The organism is Pseudomonas mosselii (assembly GCF_003205295.1).
Taxonomy (GTDB): domain Bacteria; phylum Pseudomonadota; class Gammaproteobacteria; order Pseudomonadales; family Pseudomonadaceae; genus Aquipseudomonas; species Aquipseudomonas mosselii_B.
This window is the reverse complement of sequence record NZ_QJRP01000005.1, coordinates 264626-286800: the sequence shown is the minus strand read 5'-3', so window position 1 is coordinate 286800 and position 22175 is coordinate 264626. Positions and strand designations below refer to the sequence as shown.

The window sequence follows — 22175 nt, the reverse complement described above, 5'->3', positions numbered from 1 at the left end:
ACCCCAGCGTCCCCGCCCGCAACGCCATGAACCCCAGAAACGCCAGCCACAACCCATGATTGCCGAACCCGCGCATGGCCAACGCCACAGGCAGCGCGATCACCACCGACACCAGCATCGCATTGCGCATCTCCCGTGCCCGGGTGGCACCGATGAACAGCCCATCGAGCAGATAACTCCACACCGCCACCAACGGCAGCACCGCCAGATACGGCAGGTACGGATACGCCGCCTCGCGCACGCTGGCGATATCGGTCTGCAGGTCGATGAGCAGGTGGCCGCCCAGCAGGAACAGCACGGCGAACCCCAGGCTGACGATCAACGACCAGCCGCAGGCCACCACCAGCGCCCGCTTCAGGGCTCCGCGATCACGGGCGCCGATGGCGTGGCCGCACAGCGCCTCGACCGCGTGGGCCAGGCCATCGAGGGCATAGGCGGTGAGCATCAGCCCGTTGAGCAGCAGCGCATTGGCCGCCACCGTCGCCTCGCCGAGGCGCGCGCCCTGCACGGTCAGCAGCAGGAACACCAGCTGCAGCGCCAGGCTGCGCAGGAAGATATCGCGGTTCACCGCCAGCAAGGGCCGCCAGGCCTGCCAGCGCTTCAACGCGGCCCAGGCGATATGCCCGGGGTAGGCGCGCAGCGCCGGGCGGGTGAGGGCCAGGCCGAGCAGGGCGGTGCTCCACTCGGCGATCACCGAGGCCCGTGCCGAGCCGACCACGCCCCAGTCCAGGCCGAGCACGAACCACAGGTTCAGGGCGATGTTCAGCAGGTTGGTGGTCAGCAGGATCGCCAGCGGTGCCCGGGCGTTCTGCGTGCCGAGGAACCAGCCGACCAGGGCGTAGCTGGCCAGCGCCGCCGGCAGGCCGAGCAGGCGGGTGTGGAAGAACGCCTCGGTGGAGGCATGCAGCGCCTCGCTGGGCTGCATCGCGTGCAGTGCCAGCTGGCTGAAGGGCAGGGCGAGCAGTCCGATCAGCAGGGCGAAACCCAGCGCCAGCAGCAGCCCCTGCACCAGCACCTGGCGCAGCGCGGCGCCGTCGCCGCGGCCGGCGGCCTGGGCGGCGAAGCCGGTGGAGCCCATGCGCAGGAAACCCATCAGGCCGACCATGAAGGTAAACAGCGTGGCGCCCACCGCCACCGCGCCCAATTGGTGGGCGTGGGGCAGGTGGCCGATCACCGTGCTGTCGACCAGCGCCACCAGCGGCACCGAGATGTTGGACAGGATCATCGGCGCGGCCAGGGCCCAGACCTTGTGGTGGGTGGGGCGGTCGCGCCAGGCGGTGGACAGTGAAGACATGCGGGCTCCAGCGGGATGCAATAGGGCCATCGCGGGGCAAGCCCGCTCCCACGCAAGTGCACTTCATCTCGTGGGCGCGGGCTTGCCCCGCGATGGCCGAACGGATTGTACCCGCCAGGCAACCAATCGGCGCGAACAGGGTCTCACTTGCCGCGCATCGGCAGGTAAGCCGTGCACCGTTGCGCTATAGTTGCCCCCCTCACGTACACGCTGCCGAAGAGTTCTCTCTCAAATGCTCAACAAAGGATTGTTGCTGGCCTGCGCGCTGGCCCTGCTCAGTGCCTGTGATTCCTCCACACAGGACAAGCCATCGGCACCCGCCGATGCCGCCACCGCCGTCACGCCCGCCGAAACCAAGGCGGCCAAGCGCGAAGACCCGGCGCTGCTCGCCAAGCGCTACGCCGGTCGCGAGCTGACCGTGCTGGACGTCACGGAAGTCCAGCTCGATGGCGCCAGCACCCTGTCGGTCAGCGTCTCCGCGCCGCTGGATGCCAACCAGGACTTCGCCGCCAAGCTGCACCTGGTCGACACCGTCAAGGGCAAGGTCGACGGTGCCTGGGAACTCTCCGACAACCAGATGGAGCTGCGCCTGCGCCACCTGGAGCCGCAGCGCAAGATGGTCCTGACCATCGACAAGGGCCTGCTCTCGGTCAATGGCAATCAGCTTGAGGCCGAATCGGTCAGCCGCTTCGAGACCCGCGACATGCAGCCCACCGTGGGCTTCGCCAGCCGCGGTTCGCTGCTGCCCACGCGCCTGGCCGAAGGCCTGCCGGTGATCGCGCTGAACGTCGACAAGGTCGATGTCGAGTTCTTCCGCATCAAGCCGGACATGCTCTCCAGCTTCCTGGTCAACTGGGGCCGCAACTCAAGCCTGTATTACTACCAGTCCAAGGAAACCCTGGAGATGGCCGAGCTGGTCTACAGCGGCCGCTTCGACCTCAACCCCGCCCGCAACACCCGCGAGACCGTGCTGCTGCCGATCGCCGGGATCAAGCCGCTGCAGGAGCCGGGCGTGTACCTGGCGGTGATGCGCGCCTCGGGCACCTATGACTATTCGCAGCCGGCGACCCTCTTTACCCTGAGCGACATCGGCGTATCCGCGCACCGCTACCGCGACCGCCTGGACGTATTCAGCCAGGCCCTGGAAGGTGGCAAGGCGCTCAAGGATGTCACTCTCGAGCTGCATGACGACAAGGGCAAGCTGTTGGCCCAGGCCAAGACCGACGGCGACGGCCATGCCCAGTTGCCGATCACCGCCAAGGCCGACACCCTGATCGCCACCCAGGGTGTGCACACCACCCTGCTGCGGTTGAACACCGCCGCCCTGGACCTGGCCGAGTTCGACATCACCGGCCCCCAGGCCAATCCGCTGCAGTTCTTCATCTTCGGCCCGCGCGACCTCTACCGCCCGGGCGAAACCGTGCTGCTCAACGGCCTGCTGCGAGATCAGGACGGCAAGCCGGTCAAGGCCCAGCCGGTAAACGTGGAAGTGCGTCGACCGGACGAACAGGTCAGCCGCAAGTTCGTCTGGGAGGCTGACAAGAACGGGCTGTTCCAGTACCAGCTGCAACTGGCCACCGAGGCCCCGACCGGCCGCTGGCAACTGCTCCTGGACCTGGGTGGTGGCCGCAAGCAGGTCTACGAATTCCTCGTCGAGGACTTCCTCCCCGAGCGCCTGGCGCTGGAGCTCAAGGGCAGCAGCGCGCCGCTGGCGCCGGATGAGACCGCCACCATCCAGGTCAATGGCCGTTACCTCTACGGCGCGCCAGCCGCCGGCAACCGCCTCAGCGGCCAGGCCTACGTGCGCCCGCTGCGCGAAGCGGTGAAGGCGCTGCCGGGCTATCAGTTCGGCGCGGTCACCGAGACCGACCTGTACCAGGACCTGGAGCTGGACGAAGTTACCCTCGACCAGAACGGCAAGGCCCGCATCGACATCGAAAGCCGCTGGGCCGAGGCCCGTTCGCCGCTGCAACTGACCGTGCAGGCCAGCCTGCAGGAGTCCGGCGGCCGGCCGATCACCCGGCGCCTCGAACAGCCGATCTGGCCCGCCGACCGCCTGCCGGGCCTGCGCGGCCTGTTCGATGGCGAAGAGACCGACGGCGACGGCCCGGTGGAGTTCGAGTTCCTGGTGGCCGACCGCGACGGCAAGAAACTGGCTGCCGACAACCTTAAGGTGCGCCTGATCCGCGAGCGCCGCGACTACTACTGGAACTACTCGCAGAGCGACGGCTGGAGCTACAACTACAACGAAAAATTCCTCACCCAGGCTGAAGAAACCCTCAGCGTAAAGGCCGGCTCCACCGCCAAGCTGAACTTCCAGGTGGAGTGGGGCCCGTACCGCGTCGAGGTGGAAGACCCGCAGACCGGCCTGGTTTCCAGCGCGCGCTTCTGGGCCGGCTACCGTGCCCAGGACAACGCCGAGGGCGGCGCCGTGCGCCCCGACCAGGTCAAGATCGCCCTGGACAAGCCAGCCTTCAAGGAAGGCGGCACCGCCAAGGTCACCGTCACCCCGCCGGCCGCCGGCAGCGGCTACCTGATGATCGAGTCCGCCGACGGCCCGCTGTGGTGGCAGGAAATCGACGTACCCGCCGAGGGCAAGACCTTCGATGTCGAGCTGGACAAGAAGTGGGCGCGCCACGACCTGTACATCAGCGCCCTGGTGATCCGCCCGGGCGAGCGCAAGGCCAATGCCACGCCGAAGCGCGCCGTGGGCGTGCTGCACCTGCCGCTGGATCGCGCCGAGCGCAAGCTGGCCGTGTCGCTGCAGGCGCCGGAGAAAATGCGACCCAAGCAACCGCTGACCGTGAAGTTCAAGGCGGTCAATGCCGACGGCAGCGTGCCGAAGCAGGTGCATGTGCTGCTGTCCGCGGTGGACGTGGGCATCCTCAACATCACCGATTTCAAGACCCCCGACCCGTTCGCCAGCCTGTTCGGCCGCAAGGCCTATGGCGCCGACCAGTTGGACATCTACGGCCAACTGATCGAGGCCGGCCAGGGCCGCCTGGCCAGCCTCGCCTTCGGTGGTGACGCCGCCATGGCCAAGGGCGGCAAGCGCCCGAACACCACAGTGACCATCGTTGCCCAGCAGAGCCTGCCGGTGACACTCGACGAGAAAGGCGAAGGCCAGGCCACCGTCGATATCCCTGACTTCAACGGTGAACTGCGCCTGATGGCCCAGGCCTGGACCGAGGAACACTTCGGCATGGCCGAAGGCAAGACCGTGGTCGCCGCGCCGCTGATCGCCGAGCTGTCCGCGCCGCGTTTCCTGGCCGGCGGTGACCGCACCCGGCTGGCGCTGGACCTGGCCAACCTGTCCGGCCGTGCCCAGCAACTGACCGTGCAACTGGCTGCCGAAGGCCAGCTGAGCCTGGTCGGCGGTGCCCAGCAGAACTTCACCCTGGCCGAAGGCCAGCGCACCACCCTGATGATCCCGGTGCAGGCCGAGGGTGGCCTGGGCCAGGGCAAGGTGCGTGTGCAGGTCAATGGCCTGCAACTGCCGGGCGAGCCGGCCACTGCCTTCGAGCGCGAGTGGACCCTCGGTGTGCGGCCGGCTTATCCGGCGATGCTCAAGCACTACCGCGTGGCCCTCAAGGACCAGCCCTGGAGCCTGCCGGACAGCGACCTGGCCGAGTTCGAGCCAGCGGGCCTGGAAGCGAGCCTGGCGCTCTCGAGCCGCCCACCGCTGAACCTGGCCGAGCAGATCCGCGCCCTGGAAGCCTACCCCTACGGCTGCCTGGAGCAGACCACCAGTGGCCTGTACCCGTCGCTGTACGCCGATGCCGACAGCCTCAAGCGCCTGGGCATCAAGGGCGAACCGGCCGATGTGCGCAAGCGCAAGATCGAGATGGGCATCGAGCACCTGCTGGGCATGCAGCGCTACAACGGCAGCTTCGGCCTGTGGAGCTCGGACAGTGAGGAAGAATACTGGCTGACCGCCTACGTCACCGACTTCCTGCTGCGCGCCCGCGAGCAAGGCTACGGCGTACCGGCCGAAGTGCTGAAGAAGGCTAGCGAGCGCCTGCTGCGTTATGTGCAGGAGCGCAACCTGATCGAAGTCGACTACAGCCAGAACGCCGACCACACCCGCTTCGCCGTGCAGGCCTACGCCGGCCTGGTACTGGCGCGCAGCCAACAGGCGCCGCTGGGGGCCCTGCGCAGTCTGTTCGAACGTCGCACCGACGCCCGCTCAGGCCTGCCGCTGGTGCAACTGGCAGTGGCGCTGGACAAGATGGGCGACAAGCAGCGCTCGCAACAGGCATTGCAGGCAGGTCTGGCCGTGACCCGCAGCAAAGGCTGGATGGCCGACTACGGCAGCGCCCTGCGTGACCAGGCGCTGATCCTCGCCCTGCTGCAGGAGAACAACCTCGCCGGCAACCAGGTCGACCAGCGCCTGTTCGGCCTGTCCGACGAGCTGGCCGCCAACCGCTGGCTGTCCACCCAGGAGCGCAACGCGTTGTTCCTTGCCGGCCGTGGTTTGCTGGGCAAGCCGGAAGGCAGTTGGAAAGCCCGCCTGGACAGCGCCGGCGAAGTGCGTGAATTCGACAACAACGATTCGGGCATGAAGCTTGAAGGCCCGCTCTTGGCCTCGCCGCTGACCCTTCAGAACCAAAGCGGCGACACCCTGTACCAGCAGCTGACCCTGTCCGGCTACCCGCGCCAGGCCCCGGCCGCCAGCGGCAACGGCATGGAGATTCGCCGCGAGTACCTGGGCATGAACGGCCAGGCGCTGGATGTACGCAACCTGCGCAGCGGCGACCTGGTGTTGGTACACCTGGCGCTCAAGGCCCAGGAACAGGTGCCGGACGCCCTGGTGGTCGACCTGCTGCCGGCGGGCCTGGAACTGGAAAACCAGAACCTGGCGCAGAGCGCCGCCAGCCTGGACAACGCCAGCAGCGCGGTGAAGCAGTGGCGCGAGTCGATGCAGAACGCCAGTGTGGTGCACCAGGAGTACCGTGACGATCGCTACGTGGCCGCGCTCAAGCTCGACAGCTACGGCACCACCCACCTGCTGTACCTGGCCCGTGCGGTGACCCCAGGCAGCTACCGCATCCCGCCGCCGCAGGTGGAGTCGATGTACCGGCCGAACCTGCAGGCAATCGGCGACAGCCAGGGCGAAATGGTGGTACGCGCCCGCTGAGTTCACGCGCCCCCTGTAGGAGCGGCCTTGTGTCGCGAAAGGGCTGCGTAGCAGCCCCGGCGATTCTCGCATTGACGCCGAGATCGGGGGGCAGCTTTGCGGCCCTTTCGCGACACAAGGCCGCTCCTACACCGGGCGATGCAGGGCTTTCAGTGCACCACCCAACTCAACACCCACAACCCCAGCAACGCCCAGATGATCCCGAGGATGATCGACGCCCGCATGAACGCGCGCACCGCCGAGTACAGCAGCATCAGGCCGACGATCAGTGCCAGGATGCTGACCAGCGAGGTGTCCATGCCCAACGTGCGTGCCAGGCCGTCGATGAAATTGCCGCCGGCGTTGGCCAGCAGGTTGAACAACCCGCTCAGGCCGTCGACGATGAAACGGATCACCGAACCCAGTACCTGGCCCAGCCACTCGAAAAAACCTTCTACATGCATAGTCGCTTCCTGATCAACGAATCGGCGATTCCCAGCCTTTGGCCATCACCTGGCCCGGTCGGTTCCCGATGCCAAGCTTAGCGCGCCCGCGTCTGCTCAAGCTGCTGTGGCGTGTCGCCATCACCCTGCTGGCGACCATGGCCCTGCTGTGGCTGGCCGACCGCATCTGGCCCTTGCCCATGCCGGGCGACGACCTGGCGCGGGTAGTGCTGGCCGAGGACGGTACGCCGCTATGGCGCTTCGCCGATGCCGACGGCGTGTGGCGCTACCCGGTCGGCCCGGACGAGGTCTCGCCGCTGTACCTTGAAGCCTTGCTGGCCTACGAGGACCGCTGGTTCTACCACCACCCGGGGGTCAACCCCATGGCCCTGGCCCGGGCGGCCTGGCTCAACCTGCGCGGCGGGCGGGTGGTGTCCGGCGGCAGTACCCTGTCGATGCAGGTGGCGCGCCTGCTCGATCCGCACGACCGTACCTTGGCCGGCAAGCTGCGCCAGCTGTGGCGCACGGCGCAGCTGGAGTGGCACCTGTCCAAGGCCGAGATCCTCCAGTTGTACCTCAACCGGGCGCCGTTCGGCGGCACCTTGCAGGGCGTGGCCGCGGCCAGCTGGGCCTACCTGGGCAAGTCGCCCAAGCACCTGACCCCGGCCGAGGCCGCGCTGCTTGCCGTGCTGCCCCAAGCGCCGAGTCGCCTGCGCCCGGACCGTCATCCCGAGCGTGCACAGCGCGCCCGGGACAAGGTGCTGCAGCGCCTGGCCGAGTACCAGGTATGGCCGGCCCAGCGCATTGACGAGGCCCGCGAAGAGCCGCTGTTGCTGGCGCCACGCCAGGAACCGGCGCTGGCGCCCTTGCTCGCCCGGCGGCTGAACACGCCGGACAGCCCGCCGCTGATCCGCACCACCCTCGACGCCGCCCTGCAGCGCCGCCTCGAAGACCTGCTGATGGGCTGGCGTGCGCGCCTGCCCGAGCGCACCTCGGCGGCGCTGCTGGTGGTGGAGACCCAGAGCATGGCGGTACGCGCCTATCTCGGCTCCATCGACCTGAGCGACGAGCGCCGCTTCGGCCATGTGGACATGATCCACGCCCTGCGTTCGCCCGGCTCGACCCTCAAGCCATTCCTCTATGCCATGGCCATGGACGATGGCCTGATCCATTCCGAATCGCTGCTGCAGGATGTTCCCCGGCGCTATGGCGATTACCGCCCCGGCAACTTCTCCATGGGCTTCAGCGGCCCGGTGTCGGCCAGCTCGGCGCTGGCGCTGTCGCTCAACCTGCCGGCGGTGCAACTGCTAGAGGCCTACGGCCCGAAACGTTTCGCCGCGCAGATGCGCATGGGCGGCATGCCGATGGTGCTGCCGCCGCTGGCCGAGCCGAACCTGTCGTTGATTCTTGGTGGCGCGGGCAGCCGGCTGGAGGACCTGGTGGGTGGCTATGCCGCGTTCGGCCGTGGCGGCAACAGCGCGAAGATTCGCCTGCAACCCCAGGACCCGCTAGTGGAGCGCCGCCTGCTGTCACCGGGTTCGGCCTGGGTCACCCGGCGTATCCTCAGCGGCCTGGCCCGGCCGGACCGCGACCCCCATGCCGAACTGGTGCAGCGCCCGCAACTGGCGTGGAAGACCGGCACCAGCTACGGCTTTCGCGATGCCTGGTCGGTGGGCGTGGGCCCGCGCTACCTGATCGGCGTATGGATCGGCCGCCCCGACGGCACCCCGGTGCCGGGCCAGTTCGGCCTGGCCTCCGCGGCGCCGCTGATGCTGCAGGTGCACGACCTGCTGAGCAATCGTGACAGCCAGCGCGGTATCGAGGTGCCGGTCGAGCCGGTTCCGGCGTCGGTGGGGGTGGCGGCGATCTGTTGGCCCCTGGGCCAGCCGATGAACCGCCAGGACCCCAACTGCCGCCGCCAGCGTTTCGCCTGGACCCTCGACGGCACCACCCCGCCGACCTTGCTGGCGGCAGACCAGCCGCTGGGGCTGGGTTTGCGCCAGACGGTGTGGCTCAACGACCAGGGGCTGCGCGTCGATGCCGCTTGCCCCAGGGCCAAGGCCCACGATGTCGCCCTGTGGCCGGCCCCGCTGGAACCCTGGCTGCCCCGGGTCGAGCGCCGTGCGGCGCGGTTGCCTGGCGTGGACCCGGCCTGCCCGCCACAGCTGGTGGCCAGTGCACCGCCGCTGTCGATTGTCGGCGTGCGCGCCGGCGACAACCTGCGCCGCCCAGCCACCAGTCACGAGCCTTTGCAACTGCGGGTGTCGGCCCTGGGCGGCGCGGGGCGGCGCTGGTGGTTCCTCAATGGCCAGCCGCTGGGCGAGACCCAGGGGCAGGACAGCCTGCCGGTGCGTTTCGAACAGACGGGCAGCATCGAGTTGAGTGCGTTGGATGAGAGTGGCGAGACGGCGCGGGTGGCGTTTCAGGTCAGCGAATGAATCTGTTGGGGCGAAAGGGCTACAACGCCAATCGATGATCTCAGGCCTCACCTAGAATGGCCACCACCTCGATCATCTGATCCCCCGCCGGCCTGCGCCACAGTACCTCATCCCCAGGTCCGGCGCCCAGCAGCGCCCGTCCCAGCGGCGAGCCCCAGTTGACCAGCCCGCGTACCGCATCGGCCTGGTCCTCGCCCACCAGTTGCACCTGATGCTCCTGGTTGTCCTCATCGACGAACCGCACTCGGCTGCCGATCTGCACTTTTTCCGTGGACGTGGCGGTCGGCACCACCTGCGCACTCTGCACGCGGACGCTGAAGTAGCGCAGGTCACGCTCGGTATCGGCCAGCTGCTGCCGGTCGGCGCGCTCGCCCTGGGCCTGCAGCTCGCTGCGCAGGGCATTGAGCATGACCAGCCGCTGCTGCAACTGGGCAAGGCCGGTGGCAGTGACGTAGTTGGGTTGATCGCTGACCCGTCGCTCCACCGGCTGGCTGGCCTGTGCGGCGGCCTGGTCTTCATTGACGAATGCTCGGCTCATGGGTGGCCTCCTTTGTGCTGGAGACCATGGTGGCAGGTCGCAGGTTTCAATGATTGTCCGATTGCGACGTTATTTGCGGCGATAGGCGCGACCAGCGCCCTGATCCTTTTCCTGTTGCCAGTCGCGGTCGCGCTCGTCCCAGTAGCGTTCGCGGTACTCGCGCAGGTCCTCGCTGGATTGCATCGCCTGGCACTGGCGAAAGCCGTCGTCCCAGCCGCTTTCGTACTGGCGATCACGCAGGTAGCGCGGGACATCCTTGCGAAAGTCGCCGGCCATCAGCCCGGCGGCCTGGCGACCGCTGCTGCAGCCGTCCTGGAAGCCGTCGGCATAGGCGGGGGGGTAGCCTTGATTGACCATCTGTTCATGGGTGGTCTCGCACCCGGCCAGCAGCAATACGACGCACAAGCCCATCCAGTACCGCGACATGACCAACAGACCCTCGGAGTGATAGCGCGAAGTCTAGGTGGGGAATTGTCGGTGCGATGTCAAAACGCTGTCGAAGGATTGCTCTGGCGCTGGGGCTGCACAGCAGCCCCACGGTTTCAGTACTGGTACCACTTCAGTTCCAGCATCACCTCGTTCTGCGCCGTGGCCAGATGGCTGAACTGACGTGAGGCGCTCAAGCGCAGCCCCAGGTCGCGGCTGATCTCCCACTGCTGGTTCAGGCTGATACTGCGTCGCACCTCGCCATTGGTGAAGTAATCGCCCTTGGCCTCCAGCGTCAGGTTGCCCAGCGGATTGCGCCACAGCAGCCCGCCATTGAACCCGGCCGCCGGCGAGATGAATTCGGCGAAGTCGTTGTGGTGCTCGACCCGCACCGTGCCCAGGGCAAAGCCCAGCAGGTCGTCACCCAGTTGCCAGGTGCCACCGGCGCCGCCGTTGACATGGCTGACCAGTACCTCGTCGTCGTGCTTGCCCGGCACCCGCTCCAGGCCGCCGGCGACCTGCCACGACCAGGGCTTGAGCAACTCATTGCGCGGGGTCAGCGAGCGGATGGTGGCCAGGTCCAGGCGCTGCACCTGCCAGTCGTTACCCTCGTACTGGCGCAGCTTGAGCTGGAGGATCTCGATCTGCGCGCCCAGGGGGAAGCCGTACAGGTTGTCGTTGAGGTCGTGATAGGCCATGCGCAGGCCGTACTCGGCATAGGCACGGTCCTCGCGGCTGCCGACCCCCAGTTGCCAGGTGCGCGACTGATGGCCGTCCTCGGGCAGGCCCGGGCGTTCGATCGCCAGCGGTGGTGGCGGGTTGCGGTTGATCGCTCTGAGCAGCTCGAAACTGCGCGCGGCCTGGGCCGGGTCGCGTTCCTGGCCGTTGGCCCGGTAGCGCTCCAGGCGGTAGGCGGCATCTTGCACCAAGGCCTGGCGCTCGCGGGGCAGGGCGGTGAAGTCAGGGCTCTGCAACTGGGCGGTGTTGGCGCTGATGGCCAATACCTGCTGTTTTTCCTCATGGTCCAGCGGCTCGGCGCGGGCAAGCAGCTCGCGTTCACGCGAGGGGCGGTAGCGCACGTCCGAGACCAGCCCTGATTGCTTGACCGCCTTGACCGTGTCGGTGGGAATGGCGGTCAGCGGGAACTGCGAGGTCAGGTCAAGGCTCGGGCGCGCCACCTGCAGCAGCTCCAGCAGGCGGTAGGAGCAGTTCTCGTCGAAGAAGAAATAGTCGAACTTGATCTGCTTGAGCTCCCACACGTGCTCGACCATGCGTCCGGTTTCTTGTGGCGTCAGGTCGAGCTGGTATTCCCAGAGGTCGCGGTTTTCCAGGCTGCGGTACTCGGAGAGCTTCTCCTGGTAGGGCATCATCGCGAACAGGCCGGGATAGCCACCCATCAGGCCCTTCCAGGCGTAGAGGATGCTGTTGTCGCTGCCTTCGATGTAGGCGCCGAAGTTGATCGCGTAACTCAGCAGCGTGGTGTCGTCGCGGCGGGTGTTGGACTGGTCGATGCGCAGCAGCGTGTGGCCGAACATCGACGACGGGCTGTTGAGGTAGGCCGCCGGGAAGATCAGCGTCGCGCTGTGCGGGTCGATGGATGTGTACCAGGTCTTGAATTCCTGGCAGTCCGGGCTCGGCAGGCCGGTGAGGTCCAGTTGCTCGCGCAGCCAGCGGGTGCGTGCTGGGAACACGCACTGGGCATGCTGATCGCCCAGGCTGGCCGGGGCGTACAGGGCTGCAACCGTGGCCTGCAGCTCCTGGTCGGGATGGTGGGCGCCATCCTCGGCGAGGAAGAAGCGTCGATCGTCCACATAGCTGCGCCAGCCGCCGAGCTTGGCGGTCTCGTAGTGCCCGAGGGCGATCCAGTAGGGCGTGGCCGCCAACTGCTGAACGCGGGCCGGGTCGAGCTGGGGTGCGGCATGAATCGGTGCGCTGACGATCAGCGCCAGGGAAACGAGGCGTTTGAGCATGTCGGGCAACTACATCCTGATGATGCCGGAAGGTGAAGCGCCAAACCCGCCCCGCAACCGGGGCGGGAGGCGTGGAACTCAAGCCTCGGTGGCGTACTTGGCCAGTTGCGGGTCGCTCTTGAGCACGGCCAGGGTGTTGGAGTGGACAGTCTCGGCAGTCACGTCGGCGCTGCTGAAGATCTGCTGGAAGTGCTCGTGAGTGACGGCGGCGAAGTGCGCGCGGTCTTCAGGTGCCACGCCGAGGACCACGGCGTAGGTAGTCAGGGCTTCGCCCTGGCCCTGGGCCATGTCTTCGGAGAGCTCGTTCATCATGCCGTTCATGGCAAACCAGGATTTGCCGCCATAGGTGAGCGCGGCCTTGGTCGAGCAGCCGTTGGTGCCCGAGGTCATGCCGAAGGTTGCGTTGCCGGACGTGCCGTTGGTGGTGGAGGCCAGGAAGTGGGCCGGTGTGCCGCGCTGGCCCTCGAACAGCAGGTTGCCCCAGCCGCAGTTCGGGCCGCCCGGCGCTTCGGCCATGGCGTTGATCGAGACAGCGGCGAACAGAGTACCCAGAAGAATCCGTTTCATAGCGTTGTTCTCTTTCTCAAGTGACGTACCAATGGTCAGGGTTCTGGCAACGCGGTTGCCAGGGCGGGAGGATTTCCATCCCCCTGCGCAGCTTGGAGTTTAGGCACGATCCAAAGGTTGCGTTGTTTATTGCGAAAAATTGCTTGCGCGATCGCCCAGGTTGGGCTGTGACATAAAGTCCCACGGAGCCTTGCCGCTGCGCGCCGGCAGCGCCAGAATGCCTTTCATCCGCCCCGCCGAAGTAAGGAAACCCAATGCCCGATACTGTCGCCTCGCGCCTGCGTCTCGCGCCCGAAGCCCTGACCCGGCGTTTCTCCGCTGAACAGTTCGCTTTCTCCAATACCGACGACCTGGAGCCGTTTCGTGGCGTCCTGGGCCAGGAACGTGCCGTCGAGGCCCTGCAGTTCGGCGTGGCCATGCCGCGCCCGGGTTACAACGTATATGTGATGGGCGAGCCCGGCACAGGCCGCTTCTCCTTCGTCAAGCGTTACCTCAAGGCCGAAGGCAAGCGCCAGCACACCCCGGCCGACTGGCTGTACGTCAACAACTTCGAGGACTCCCGCGAGCCCCGTGCCCTCGAGCTGCCGTCCGGCAGCGCCCATGAGTTCATCAACGACATGAACGGGCTGATCGACAACCTGCTGGCGACCTTCCCGGCAGTGTTCGAACACCCGTCGTACCAGCAGAAGAAGAGCGCCATCGACCGTGCCTTCAACCAGCGTTACGACCGGGCGCTGGATGTGATCGAACGGGCCTCGCTGGAGAAGGACGTGGCCCTGTACCGCGACAGCAGCAATGTCGCCTTCACCCCCATGGCCGATGGCAAGGCGTTGGACGAGGCTGAATTCGCCCAACTGCCGGAGGCGTTGCGCGAGCGCTTCCACGAGGACATCGCCGAGCTGGAGGAACGCCTGAACGAGGAGCTTTCCAGCCTGCCGCAGTGGAAGCGCGAATCGAACAACCAGTTGCGCCAGCTCAACGAAGAGACCATCACCCTCGCCCTGCAGCCGCTGCTGGCGCCGCTGTCGGAGAAGTACGCGGAAAACGCCGCAGTGTGCGCCTACCTGCAATCGGTGCAGTTGAACCTGCTGCGCACCGTGGTCGAGCAGTTGGTCGACGACAGCAAGACCGACGCCGTGGCGCGCAAGATGCTCGAGGAGCAGTACGCGCCCAACCTGGTGGTTGGGCATCCCGGCAAGGGCGGTGCGCCGGTGGTGTTCGAGCCGCACCCGACCTACGACAACCTGTTCGGCCGCATCGAATACAGCACCGACCAGGGCGCGCTGTACACCTCCTACCGCCAGCTGCGCGCAGGTGCGCTGCACCGCGCCAACGGCGGCTTCCTGATCCTGGAAGCGGAGAAGATGCTTGGCGAGCCGTTCGTGTGGGACGCCCTCAAGCGCGCCCTGCAATCGCGCAAGCTGAAGATGGAGTCGCCGCTGGGCGAACTGGGCCGTGTCGCCACCGTCAGCCTGACACCGCAGATGATCCCGCTCAGCGTCAAGCTGGTGATCATCGGCTCGCGCCAGCTGTACTACGCGTTGCAGGACCACGACTCGGACTTCCAGGAGATGTTCCGGGTGCTGGTGGATTTCGACGAAGACATGCCCATGGTCGACGAGAACCTGGAGCAGTTCGCCCAGCTGTTGCGCACCCGCACCAACGAAGAGGGCATGGCGCCTTTGACCAGCGATGCGGTGGCGCGCCTGGCCACCTACAGCGCGCGCCTGGCCGAGAACCAGTCGCGGCTGTCGGCGCGGATCGGCGACCTGTTCCAGCTGGTCAGCGAGGCAGACTTCATTCGCCAGCTGGCCAACGAGGCCATGACCGACGCCGGCCATATCGAGCGTGCGCTCAAGGCCAAGGCCCAGCGTACCGGGCGGGTGTCGCAGCGGGTGCTCGACGACATGCTCGCCGGGATCATCCTGATCGACACCGAAGGCGCGGCGATCGGCAAGTGCAACGGCCTGACCGTGCTCGAGGTCGGTGATTCGGCGTTCGGCATGCCGGCGCGGATTTCCGCCACCGTCTACCCGGGCGGCAGCGGCATCGTCGACATCGAGCGCGAGGTCAACCTCGGGCAGCCGATCCATTCCAAGGGGGTGATGATCCTCACCGGCTACCTGGGCAGCCGCTACGCCCAGGAGTTCCCCCTGGCGATATCGGCGAGCATTGCCCTGGAGCAGTCCTACGGCTACGTCGATGGCGACAGTGCCTCGCTGGGCGAGGCCTGCACATTGATCTCGGCGCTGTCGCGCACGCCGCTCAAGCAGTGCTTCGCCATCACCGGCTCGATCAACCAGTTCGGCGAGGTGCAGGCGGTCGGCGGGGTCAACGAGAAGATCGAAGGCTTCTTCCGCCTCTGCGAGGCCCGTGGCCTGACCGGCGAACAGGGCGTGATCATCCCGCGGGCCAACGTTGCCACGCTGATGCTCGACGAGCGGGTGGTGCAGGCGGTCGAGGCCGGGCGCTTCCACGTCTACGCCGTCAGCCAGGCCGACGAGGCCCTGAGCCTGCTGGTCGGCGAGGAAGCTGGCGCGGTCGATGACAAGGGCGAATTCGCCGAGGGCAGCGTCAACGCCCGGGTGGTCGAGCGCCTGCGAGTGATCGCCGAGATGATCAGCGAGGAAGAGATCAAGGAGGCCGAGAAGGAGCGCCTGGAGGAGGTCATCGCCCAGGCCAAGCCTGCATAAGTCAATAAACCGGCGCTGGCGGCCATGTGCTACCGTTCAGCGCCGGTTTTCCAACTTTTTCCTCAGCTCGGCTAAAGTGGAACTTAAGGACGTTATCAGGGTTCAGGATGGAAACAGCCTGAGGGTTTCAGGCTGAACAGGGCTTTACAGAGGGGACGCCGCCATGCGCAACCTCAGCCTCACCCGCCAGTGCCTGGGCCTGGTGACCCGCATCGAATGCAGCATCCGTCCGCTGGCCGGGGACAACGGCATGTGGACCTTGCTGTTCGCCGCCGGCATGGCCGGCGAACAACCCTCGGCGATCAAGGCCCAGGGCCCGTTCCATGGGCCGATGGTGGCCGAATCGGTGATGAACGCCATCGTCGACAGCCTCACACTTCACGGTTATCAGGTCGCGGAAGATCCGCAGATCTGGTGCCTGCACCTGCAGGCGCAGTTGCGCCGGATCAACGGTGAGCGTTGCCGCAATCTCGGGGATTATCAGTTCCACCCGGAAACCTGAGCGTCTTCCCTGTAGAAGATCGCCCAGCCCTTCGGGCTGCATTGTCGCGTTGGGAATTGTCCCCTGTGGGAGCGGCCTTGCGTCGCGAAAGGGCTGCGTAGCAGCCCCCTGCAATTTCGATGGTGGCTCGGAATCTGGGGCCGCTGCGCGCCCCTTTCGCGGCACAAGGCCGCTCCTACAAACCAGCCGCAGGCTTTTGCTGTCACAGGTGGCTGGCTATACTCGCGCTCGCTTTTCCAGTCACTTCACGAGTCCCCTACTGTCCATGGAACGTATCCTCGAAAACGCGATGTATGCCTCACGCTGGCTGCTCGCCCCGATCTACTTCGGCCTCTCGCTTGGCCTGCTGGCACTGGCCCTGAAGTTCTTCCAGGAAATCATCCATGTCCTGCCCAACGTCTTCACCCTCGCCGAGGCCGACCTGATCCTGGTGATCCTGTCGCTGATCGACATGTCGCTGGTCGGTGGTCTGCTGGTCATGGTGATGATCTCCGGCTACGAGAACTTCGTCTCGCAGCTGGATATCGACGAGAGCAAGGAAAAGCTCAACTGGCTGGGCAAGATGGACTCCTCGTCGCTGAAGATGAAAGTCGCCGCGTCCATCGTCGCCATCTCCTCGATCCACCTGCTGCGGGTGTTCATGGATGCCCAGAACATCTCCACCGACTACCTGATGTGGTACGTGATCATTCACATGACCTTCGTCATCTCGGCGTTCGTCATGGGTTACCTGGATCGTATTACCAAGCACTGATTCGTTTGTGCGCTATCGCGGGGCAAGCCCGCTCCCACGCAGGCCTTGAAGGTTGCGTGGGGGCGGGCTTGCCCCGCGGTCTTTCTGACCGACGGCGGCTTGTGCTTTCGGCGTTGCCGTACAAAAAATGAGCACTCATGCGTGGTTCCCGCAGCGAGGTACGCCCATGAACCTGCATCAGCTCAATACCGAGGCCAGGGCTGGCCATGTCGACGAACTCAACCTGATCGCCATCGAAGGTGGTGACTACCTGCTCGAGGCCCGGGTCAAGGGCCGTGCCCATCCCCTGGACGACTCCCGCGGCCAGCGCCTGCGCGTGCACTCGGTCGAGGACGCCCGCCTGCTCCTGCAATCGATTCCCCTGCTGTCACTGAACCTGGTGCACTGGTCCGTGCAGGACGAGATGTGCGGCATGGGGCTGCATCCGGAAGAAGACCTCAAGGTCCCGATTTCCCAGCGTTCGGCCTGGTAGCTGCTTCGCGCGGCACCAGTGTGCTAGGCTGCTCGCCCTTTTCATCAGGGCGCGGATGCAGTGCGCCCTCAAGCGGAGCAAGCCAATGTCCGAACTCAACCTGTCTACCGACGAATCCCGCGTCAGCTACGGCATCGGCCGCCAGCTGGGCGGCCAGCTGCGTGACAACCCGCCACCAGGCGTCAACCTGAACGCCATCGTTGCCGGCCTGACCGACGCCTTCAACGGCGCTGACAGCCGCGTCAGCGAAGAAGACCTGTCGGCCGCCTTCAAGGTCATCCGCGAAGTGATGCAGGCCGAAGCCGCAGCCAAGGCCGAAGCCGCCGCTGCCGCCGGCAAGGAATTCCTGGCTGAAAACGCCAAGCGTGAAGGCATCGTGACCCTGGCCTCGGGCCTGCAGTACGAAGTGCTGACCGCAGGCGAGGGCGCCAAGCCGTCCCGCGAAGACAACGTGCGCACCCACTACCACGGCACCCTGATCGACGGCACCGTGTTCGACAGCTCCTACGATCGCGGCCAGCCGGCCGAATTCCCGGTCGGTGGCGTGATCGCCGGCTGGACCGAGGCCCTGCAGCTGATGAACGCCGGCAGCAAATGGCGCCTGTACGTGCCGAGCGAGCTGGCCTACGGCGCCCAGGGCGTTGGTAGCATCCCGCCGCACAGCACCCTGGTGTTCGACGTCGAGCTGCTCGACGTTCTGTAAGACCTGCGCCTTACACAATCGCGGGGCAAGCCCGCTCCCACAAATATTGCGTGGGAGCGCGCTTGCCCCGCGATCTTTTTCAGTTCCAATCCGTTCCCCCCGGGCGCAATGCCCGCGCATAGCAGAACAGAAACAGATTCCTCACCAGCTCCTTGAGCACCCCGGGTTCACTCGAATTCAGCCCCGTGAGGTCCAGGTCACCCTGGTCACGCAGTTCGTCGAGCGCGTCTTCCTCGAGCACGGCGCACACTTCGCCAGTCTCGCGATGCAGGATGCGCAGGTAGGGGTGGGGGCGGTCGAGCCAGGCGTCGATCAGATAGGTCATGGCTATTCTCCTTGGATAGCGTTTCCAATGAGAATAATTCTTATTATCAAAATAGCAAGGGACTATTGGAAGAAATCTTCCGAATGGTGCAGGCGATCCTGTTGCAGGATCTGTCAGGGCCGCCCGCTGGGCAGCCCCGAGGGGCAGGAGATCAGACCTTGCGCACGAACTCGGACTTGAGCTTCATCGCGCCGATGCCGTCGATCTTGCAGTCGATGTCATGGTCGCCGTCGCACAGGCGGATGTTCTTGACCTTGGTGCCGACCTTGACCACCAGGGACGAACCCTTGACCTTGAGGTCCTTGATCACGGTGACGGTGTCGCCATCCTGCAGGACATTGCCCACCGAATCCTTCTTCACCACATCGTCGCTGGCGGCTTCGGCTTCGCCGCTGGCCGACCACTCGTGGGCGCATTCGGGGCAGATCAGTTGGGTGCCATCCTCATAGGTGTATTCGGAGTTGCATTGGGGGCAGGGTGGCAGAGTGCTCACGGCTTTTCCTTTCAAGTACAGGCGGGTAAAGGCGCACATTGTATAAGGTTTTGCGCCTGTATGCACAAAAGCATCGCGGGGCAAGCTCGCTCCCACGCCATGATGTGTGCTGGCGTGGGAGCGGGCTTGCCCCGCGATGAAGATGACGCGATGAATCAGTGGGTGCGCGCGACCGCGAACTCGCTCAGCTCGACCAGGGCATCCCGGTACTCGCTGGCCGGCAGCACTTCCAGGCAGGCGATGGCGCGGGCGACGTAGTCGCGGGCCATCTGCGCGGTGTAGTCCAGGGCGCCGGACGCCTCGACGGCGATGCGGATCTGCTCCAGGTCTTCCAGGCCACCTTTCTGGATCGCCTGGCGCACCAGTGCGGCCTGCTCCGGGGAGCCTTCGCGCATGGTGTAGATCAGCGGCAGGGTCGGCTTGCCTTCGGCCAGGTCGTCGCCGACGTTCTTGCCCAGGGTCTCGGAGTCGCCCTTGTAGTCGAGCAGGTCGTCGACCAGCTGGAAGGCCACGCCCAGGTGGTCGCCGAAGGTACGCAGGGCTTCGCGCTGTTCGTCGGTGGCGCCGGCCAGCGCGGCGGCGCTGTGGGTCGAGGCCTCGAACAGCATCGCGGTCTTGCCGCGGATGACGTCCATGTACACCTCTTCGGTGGTGCTGGCGTCACGCACGCGCGACAGCTGCAGCACTTCGCCCTCGGCGATCACCCGGGTGGCCTTGGAGAGGATCTGCATGACCGGCATCGAGCCCAGCTCGACCATCATCTCGAACGAGCGCGAATAGAGGAAGTCGCCCACCAGCACGCTCGGCGCGTTGCCCCACAGGGCGTTGGCGGTGGAGCGGCCACGGCGCATGCCGGACATGTCGACCACGTCGTCGTGCAGCAAGGTGGCGGTGTGCAGGAACTCGATGGTCGCCGCCAGCAGGCGCAGGTCGTCGCCTTCGCGGCCCAGGGCCTTGCCGCACAGCAGCACCAGCAGCGGGCGCAGGCGTTTGCCGCCGGCGGAAGTGATATAGTCGCCGATCTTCGATACCAGCGGGACGCGCGAGGTCAGCTGCTTCTTGATGATCTCGTCGACGGCGCTGAAATCATCAGCTACCGCGCGGTAGAAGGATTGGGGTTGCATCGGCTGCTCCATTGAGGTTGCGCGGCATGCTAGGTCGCGGGTATCGGTGTGTCAAGGCGCGGTGGCCGTGGCCCCAGGCCGGTACTTGCAAGCATTTATGGGGTTGCGTACAATCGCGCACCCTAACTTCCTGGGCAGCACCTGCCTTACGCAATTGCACCGGGCCGTTCCAGCCTTGTGCAGCCATGCCAGCCAATACTCATCATATAAAGCGCTGGGTGAGCAGGATTATCGGAGAAATACCATGTCTTACGCAGTAATCGTTACCGGCGGCAAGCAGTACAAAGTCGCTGAAGGTGAATTCCTCAAGATCGAAAAACTGGAAGTCGCCACTGGCGAATCCGTGACCTTCGATCGCGTCCTGCTGGTCGCCAACGGTGAAGAAGTCACCATCGGCGCTCCAGTTGTTGCTGGTGCTAAAGTAGTGGCCGAAGTCGTTTCGCAAGGCCGCCACGACAAGGTTCGCATCATCAAGTTCCGTCGTCGTAAGCACCACATGAAGCGCATGGGCCACCGCCAGTGGTTCACCGAAATCAAAATCACCGGTATCCAGGCTTAATCGCCCCGATCCCCTGAATTTATTGGAGAATTGAACCATGGCTCACAAGAAGGCTGGTGGTAGTACTCGTAACGGTCGCGACTCAGAATCTAAACGCCTTGGCGTGAAGATGTATGGCGGCCAGGTGATCAAGCCGGGCAACATCATCGTCCGTCAGCGCGGCACCGAATTCCACGCTGGCTACGGCGTTGGCATGGGCAAGGATCACACCCTGTTCGCCAAGATCGAAGGCGTGATCAAGTTCGAGAAGAAAGGCGAGTTCATGCGCCGTTACGTGAGCATCGTCGCCGCTTAATCGCGACGTCGCTCCAGAAGCCCCGTCATGCGACGGGGCTTTTTCGTTTGTGGTGAGCCTCTTGCAAAGCTGTTTGTCTGGGCTGCCGGCGTTGGTTTCTGATGGTACGGGGCCGCCGCGCTCATTTTTGCAAGAGCCTCATGGTTTTCTGGTTTTCGACTCGTCGTCCGACGAGAGGCGGTTTTGAATGAAGTTTGTAGACGAAGTATCGATCCGGGTTAAGGCCGGTGACGGCGGCAACGGTTGCATGAGCTTCCGTCGCGAGAAATTCATCGAGAACGGTGGCCCCAACGGCGGTGACGGTGGCGACGGCGGTTCGGTGTACATGGTGGCCGACGAGAACCTCAACACCCTCGTCGACTACCGCTACACCCGTCACCACGAAGCCCAGCGCGGCTCCAACGGCGGCAGCACCGACTGCACCGGCAAGAAGGGCGACGACCTGTTCCTGCGCGTGCCGGTGGGCACCACCGTGATCGACGCAGCCACCCAGGAAGTCATCGGTGACCTGATCACCCCGGGCCAGAAGCTGATGGTCGCCCAGGGCGGCTGGCACGGCCTGGGCAACACCCGCTTCAAGTCCAGCACCAACCGTGCGCCGCGCCAGACCACTCCGGGCAAGCCCGGCGATCAGCGCGACCTGAAGATGGAAATGAAGGTCCTGGCCGACGTCGGCCTGCTGGGCCTGCCGAACGCCGGCAAGAGCACCTTCATCCGTTCGGTCTCGGCCGCCAAGCCGAAAGTCGCCGACTACCCGTTCACCACCCTGGTGCCGAACCTGGGCGTGGTCAGTGTCGACCGCTGGAAGAGCTTCGTCATCGCCGACATCCCCGGCCTGATCGAAGGCGCCTCCGAAGGTGCCGGCCTGGGTATCCGCTTCCTCAAGCACCTGGCCCGTACCCGCGTGCTGCTGCACTTGGTCGACCTGGCGCCGCTGGACGGCAGCAGCCCGGCCGATGCCGCCGAGATCATCATCAACGAGCTGGCGCAGTTCAGCCCGGCGCTGGTCGACCGTGAGCGCTGGCTGGTGCTGAACAAGGCCGACATGATCATGGACGACGAGAAGGATGAGCGCGTCAAGGAAGTGGTCGAGCGCCTGAACTGGGATGGCCCGGTCTATGTCATCTCGGCCATCGCCAAGCAGGGCACCGAGAAGCTCAGCCACGACCTGATGCGCTACCTCGAAGACCGCGCCGACCGCCTGGCCAACGACCCGGCCTACGCCGAAGAACTGGCCGAGCTCGACCAGCGCATCGAGGACGAGGCCCGCGCCCAGCTGCAGGCCCTGGACGACGCCCGCACCCTGCGTCGCACCGGCGTCAAGAGCGTGCACGACATCGGCGATGATGACGACTGGGATGATTTCGAGGACGACGAAGACGGCCCGGAAATCATTTACGTGCGCGACTGATCGGTTGCAGTACACTAAACGCCGCTCTCTGGAGCGGCGTTTTTGTATCCAC

19 protein-coding genes are annotated in these 22175 nt (G+C 65.7%); 10 read left to right on the top strand and 9 right to left on the bottom strand.

All coding sequences use genetic code 11. The annotated features are described in order from the left end of the window. A partial coding sequence (locus DMX06_RS07630) for an MATE family efflux transporter (protein ID WP_110735940.1) occupies window positions 1–1294 on the bottom strand: 1294 nt, incomplete at its 3' end. A gap of 232 nt (window positions 1295–1526) precedes the next feature. On the opposite strand from DMX06_RS07630, the gene DMX06_RS07625 reads away from it, so the two are divergent. Next, complete coding sequence (locus DMX06_RS07625; protein WP_110735939.1) at window positions 1527–6431, top strand: alpha-2-macroglobulin family protein; 4905 nt, start codon at window positions 1527–1529, stop codon at window positions 6429–6431. A 149-nt stretch (window positions 6432–6580) separates the two neighbouring features. Here the strand turns inward: DMX06_RS07625 and DMX06_RS07620 are convergent, their stop codons facing one another. Then, window positions 6581–6874: a hypothetical protein gene (locus DMX06_RS07620; protein ID WP_110735938.1), complete on the bottom strand. Its 294-nt coding sequence runs from the start codon at window positions 6872–6874 to the stop codon at window positions 6581–6583. A 68-nt stretch (window positions 6875–6942) separates the two neighbouring features. Between DMX06_RS07620 and pbpC the strand changes: the two genes are divergently transcribed. Next, window positions 6943–9291: a peptidoglycan glycosyltransferase PbpC gene (gene pbpC, locus DMX06_RS07615; RefSeq protein ID WP_110735951.1), complete on the top strand. Its 2349-nt coding sequence runs from the start codon at window positions 6943–6945 to the stop codon at window positions 9289–9291. A gap of 40 nt (window positions 9292–9331) precedes the next feature. Here the strand turns inward: pbpC and DMX06_RS07610 are convergent, their stop codons facing one another. The 4 genes from DMX06_RS07610 to DMX06_RS07595 all read right to left on the bottom strand — a co-directional run bounded on the left by DMX06_RS07610 (window position 9332) and on the right by DMX06_RS07595 (window position 12792). Beyond that, on the bottom strand, window positions 9332–9829 hold the full coding sequence (locus tag DMX06_RS07610; protein WP_110735937.1) for a GreA/GreB family elongation factor: 498 nt from the start codon (window positions 9827–9829) through the stop codon (window positions 9332–9334). Window positions 9830–9898: 69 nt separating this feature from the next. After that, window positions 9899–10255, bottom strand: a complete 357-nt coding sequence (locus DMX06_RS07605) for a hypothetical protein (RefSeq protein WP_110735936.1) — start codon at window positions 10253–10255, stop codon at window positions 9899–9901. 116 nt (window positions 10256–10371) lie between these two features. Beyond that, the gene (locus DMX06_RS07600) at window positions 10372–12225 is read right to left on the bottom strand and encodes an Lnb N-terminal periplasmic domain-containing protein (RefSeq protein ID WP_110735935.1); all 1854 of its coding nucleotides are present in this window, start codon (window positions 12223–12225) and stop codon (window positions 10372–10374) included. 78 nt (window positions 12226–12303) lie between these two features. Beyond that, window positions 12304–12792, bottom strand: coding sequence for a DUF3015 domain-containing protein (locus DMX06_RS07595; RefSeq protein WP_023630569.1), 489 nt, complete (start codon window positions 12790–12792; stop codon window positions 12304–12306). A gap of 254 nt (window positions 12793–13046) precedes the next feature. Between DMX06_RS07595 and DMX06_RS07590 the strand changes: the two genes are divergently transcribed. From DMX06_RS07590 to DMX06_RS07570, 5 genes are all read left to right on the top strand, one after another. Then, window positions 13047–15485, top strand: a complete 2439-nt coding sequence (locus tag DMX06_RS07590) for a Lon protease family protein (protein WP_110735934.1) — start codon at window positions 13047–13049, stop codon at window positions 15483–15485. Between the two features lie 163 nt (window positions 15486–15648). Then, window positions 15649–15987 carry a PA4575 family protein gene (locus DMX06_RS07585; RefSeq protein WP_023631147.1) on the top strand — a complete coding sequence of 113 codons (339 nt, stop codon included), beginning with the start codon at window positions 15649–15651 and terminating at the stop codon, window positions 15985–15987. Between the two features lie 265 nt (window positions 15988–16252). Then, the gene (locus tag DMX06_RS07580; RefSeq protein WP_023631146.1) at window positions 16253–16741 is read left to right on the top strand and encodes a TIGR00645 family protein; all 489 of its coding nucleotides are present in this window, start codon (window positions 16253–16255) and stop codon (window positions 16739–16741) included. A 166-nt stretch (window positions 16742–16907) separates the two neighbouring features. After that, entirely contained in the window at window positions 16908–17213 is a 306-nt protein-coding gene (locus DMX06_RS07575) for a DUF6482 family protein (RefSeq protein ID WP_110735933.1), read from the top strand. Window positions 17214–17298: 85 nt separating this feature from the next. Beyond that, window positions 17299–17916, top strand: a complete 618-nt coding sequence (locus DMX06_RS07570; protein ID WP_062364710.1) for an FKBP-type peptidyl-prolyl cis-trans isomerase — start codon at window positions 17299–17301, stop codon at window positions 17914–17916. A 79-nt stretch (window positions 17917–17995) separates the two neighbouring features. On the opposite strand, the gene DMX06_RS07565 is transcribed toward DMX06_RS07570, so the two are convergent. The 3 genes from DMX06_RS07565 to DMX06_RS07555 form a co-directional block, all read right to left on the bottom strand. After that, window positions 17996–18241 carry a PA4570 family protein gene (locus DMX06_RS07565; RefSeq protein WP_028691179.1) on the bottom strand — a complete coding sequence of 82 codons (246 nt, stop codon included), beginning with the start codon at window positions 18239–18241 and terminating at the stop codon, window positions 17996–17998. A 151-nt stretch (window positions 18242–18392) separates the two neighbouring features. Beyond that, window positions 18393–18734, bottom strand: coding sequence for a zinc ribbon domain-containing protein YjdM (locus tag DMX06_RS07560; RefSeq protein WP_028691178.1), 342 nt, complete (start codon window positions 18732–18734; stop codon window positions 18393–18395). Window positions 18735–18889: 155 nt separating this feature from the next. Continuing rightward, complete coding sequence (locus tag DMX06_RS07555) at window positions 18890–19858, bottom strand: polyprenyl synthetase family protein (RefSeq protein ID WP_110735932.1); 969 nt, start codon at window positions 19856–19858, stop codon at window positions 18890–18892. Between the two features lie 244 nt (window positions 19859–20102). On the opposite strand from DMX06_RS07555, the gene rplU reads away from it, so the two are divergent. From rplU to cgtA, 3 genes are all read left to right on the top strand, one after another. After that, window positions 20103–20417, top strand: coding sequence for a 50S ribosomal protein L21 (gene rplU / locus DMX06_RS07550; protein WP_003247466.1), 315 nt, complete (start codon window positions 20103–20105; stop codon window positions 20415–20417). A gap of 37 nt (window positions 20418–20454) precedes the next feature. After that, complete coding sequence (rpmA, locus tag DMX06_RS07545; protein ID WP_003247464.1) at window positions 20455–20712, top strand: 50S ribosomal protein L27; 258 nt, start codon at window positions 20455–20457, stop codon at window positions 20710–20712. 187 nt (window positions 20713–20899) lie between these two features. Continuing rightward, a complete protein-coding gene (gene cgtA, locus DMX06_RS07540; RefSeq protein WP_110735931.1) occupies window positions 20900–22123 on the top strand; it encodes an Obg family GTPase CgtA in 1224 nt (407 codons plus the stop codon). The last annotated feature ends 52 nt before the right edge of the window (window positions 22124–22175 follow it).

Bases quoted from the DNA above. Each gene is read 5' to 3' on its own strand.
- DMX06_RS07590 (WP_110735934.1), top strand. From the start codon at position 13,047: ATGCCCGATACTGTCGCCTCGCGCCTGCGTCTCGCGCCCGAAGCCCTG.
- rpmA (WP_003247464.1), top strand. From the start codon at position 20,455: ATGGCTCACAAGAAGGCTGGTGGTAGTACTCGTAACGGTCGCGACTCA.
- rplU (WP_003247466.1), top strand. From the start codon at position 20,103: ATGTCTTACGCAGTAATCGTTACCGGCGGCAAGCAGTACAAAGTCGCT.
- DMX06_RS07575 (WP_110735933.1), top strand. From the start codon at position 16,908: ATGAACCTGCATCAGCTCAATACCGAGGCCAGGGCTGGCCATGTCGAC.
- DMX06_RS07570 (WP_062364710.1), top strand. From the start codon at position 17,299: ATGTCCGAACTCAACCTGTCTACCGACGAATCCCGCGTCAGCTACGGC.
- DMX06_RS07580 (WP_023631146.1), top strand. From the start codon at position 16,253: ATGGAACGTATCCTCGAAAACGCGATGTATGCCTCACGCTGGCTGCTC.
- cgtA (WP_110735931.1), top strand. From the start codon at position 20,900: ATGAAGTTTGTAGACGAAGTATCGATCCGGGTTAAGGCCGGTGACGGC.
- DMX06_RS07555 (WP_110735932.1), bottom strand. From the start codon at position 19,858: ATGCAACCCCAATCCTTCTACCGCGCGGTAGCTGATGATTTCAGCGCC.
- DMX06_RS07565 (WP_028691179.1), bottom strand. From the start codon at position 18,241: ATGACCTATCTGATCGACGCCTGGCTCGACCGCCCCCACCCCTACCTG.
- DMX06_RS07610 (WP_110735937.1), bottom strand. From the start codon at position 9,829: ATGAGCCGAGCATTCGTCAATGAAGACCAGGCCGCCGCACAGGCCAGC.
- DMX06_RS07600 (WP_110735935.1), bottom strand. From the start codon at position 12,225: ATGCTCAAACGCCTCGTTTCCCTGGCGCTGATCGTCAGCGCACCGATT.
- pbpC (WP_110735951.1), top strand. From the start codon at position 6,943: ATGCCAAGCTTAGCGCGCCCGCGTCTGCTCAAGCTGCTGTGGCGTGTC.
- DMX06_RS07625 (WP_110735939.1), top strand. From the start codon at position 1,527: ATGCTCAACAAAGGATTGTTGCTGGCCTGCGCGCTGGCCCTGCTCAGT.
- DMX06_RS07605 (WP_110735936.1), bottom strand. From the start codon at position 10,255: ATGTCGCGGTACTGGATGGGCTTGTGCGTCGTATTGCTGCTGGCCGGG.
- DMX06_RS07585 (WP_023631147.1), top strand. From the start codon at position 15,649: ATGCGCAACCTCAGCCTCACCCGCCAGTGCCTGGGCCTGGTGACCCGC.
- DMX06_RS07620 (WP_110735938.1), bottom strand. From the start codon at position 6,874: ATGCATGTAGAAGGTTTTTTCGAGTGGCTGGGCCAGGTACTGGGTTCG.
- DMX06_RS07595 (WP_023630569.1), bottom strand. From the start codon at position 12,792: ATGAAACGGATTCTTCTGGGTACTCTGTTCGCCGCTGTCTCGATCAAC.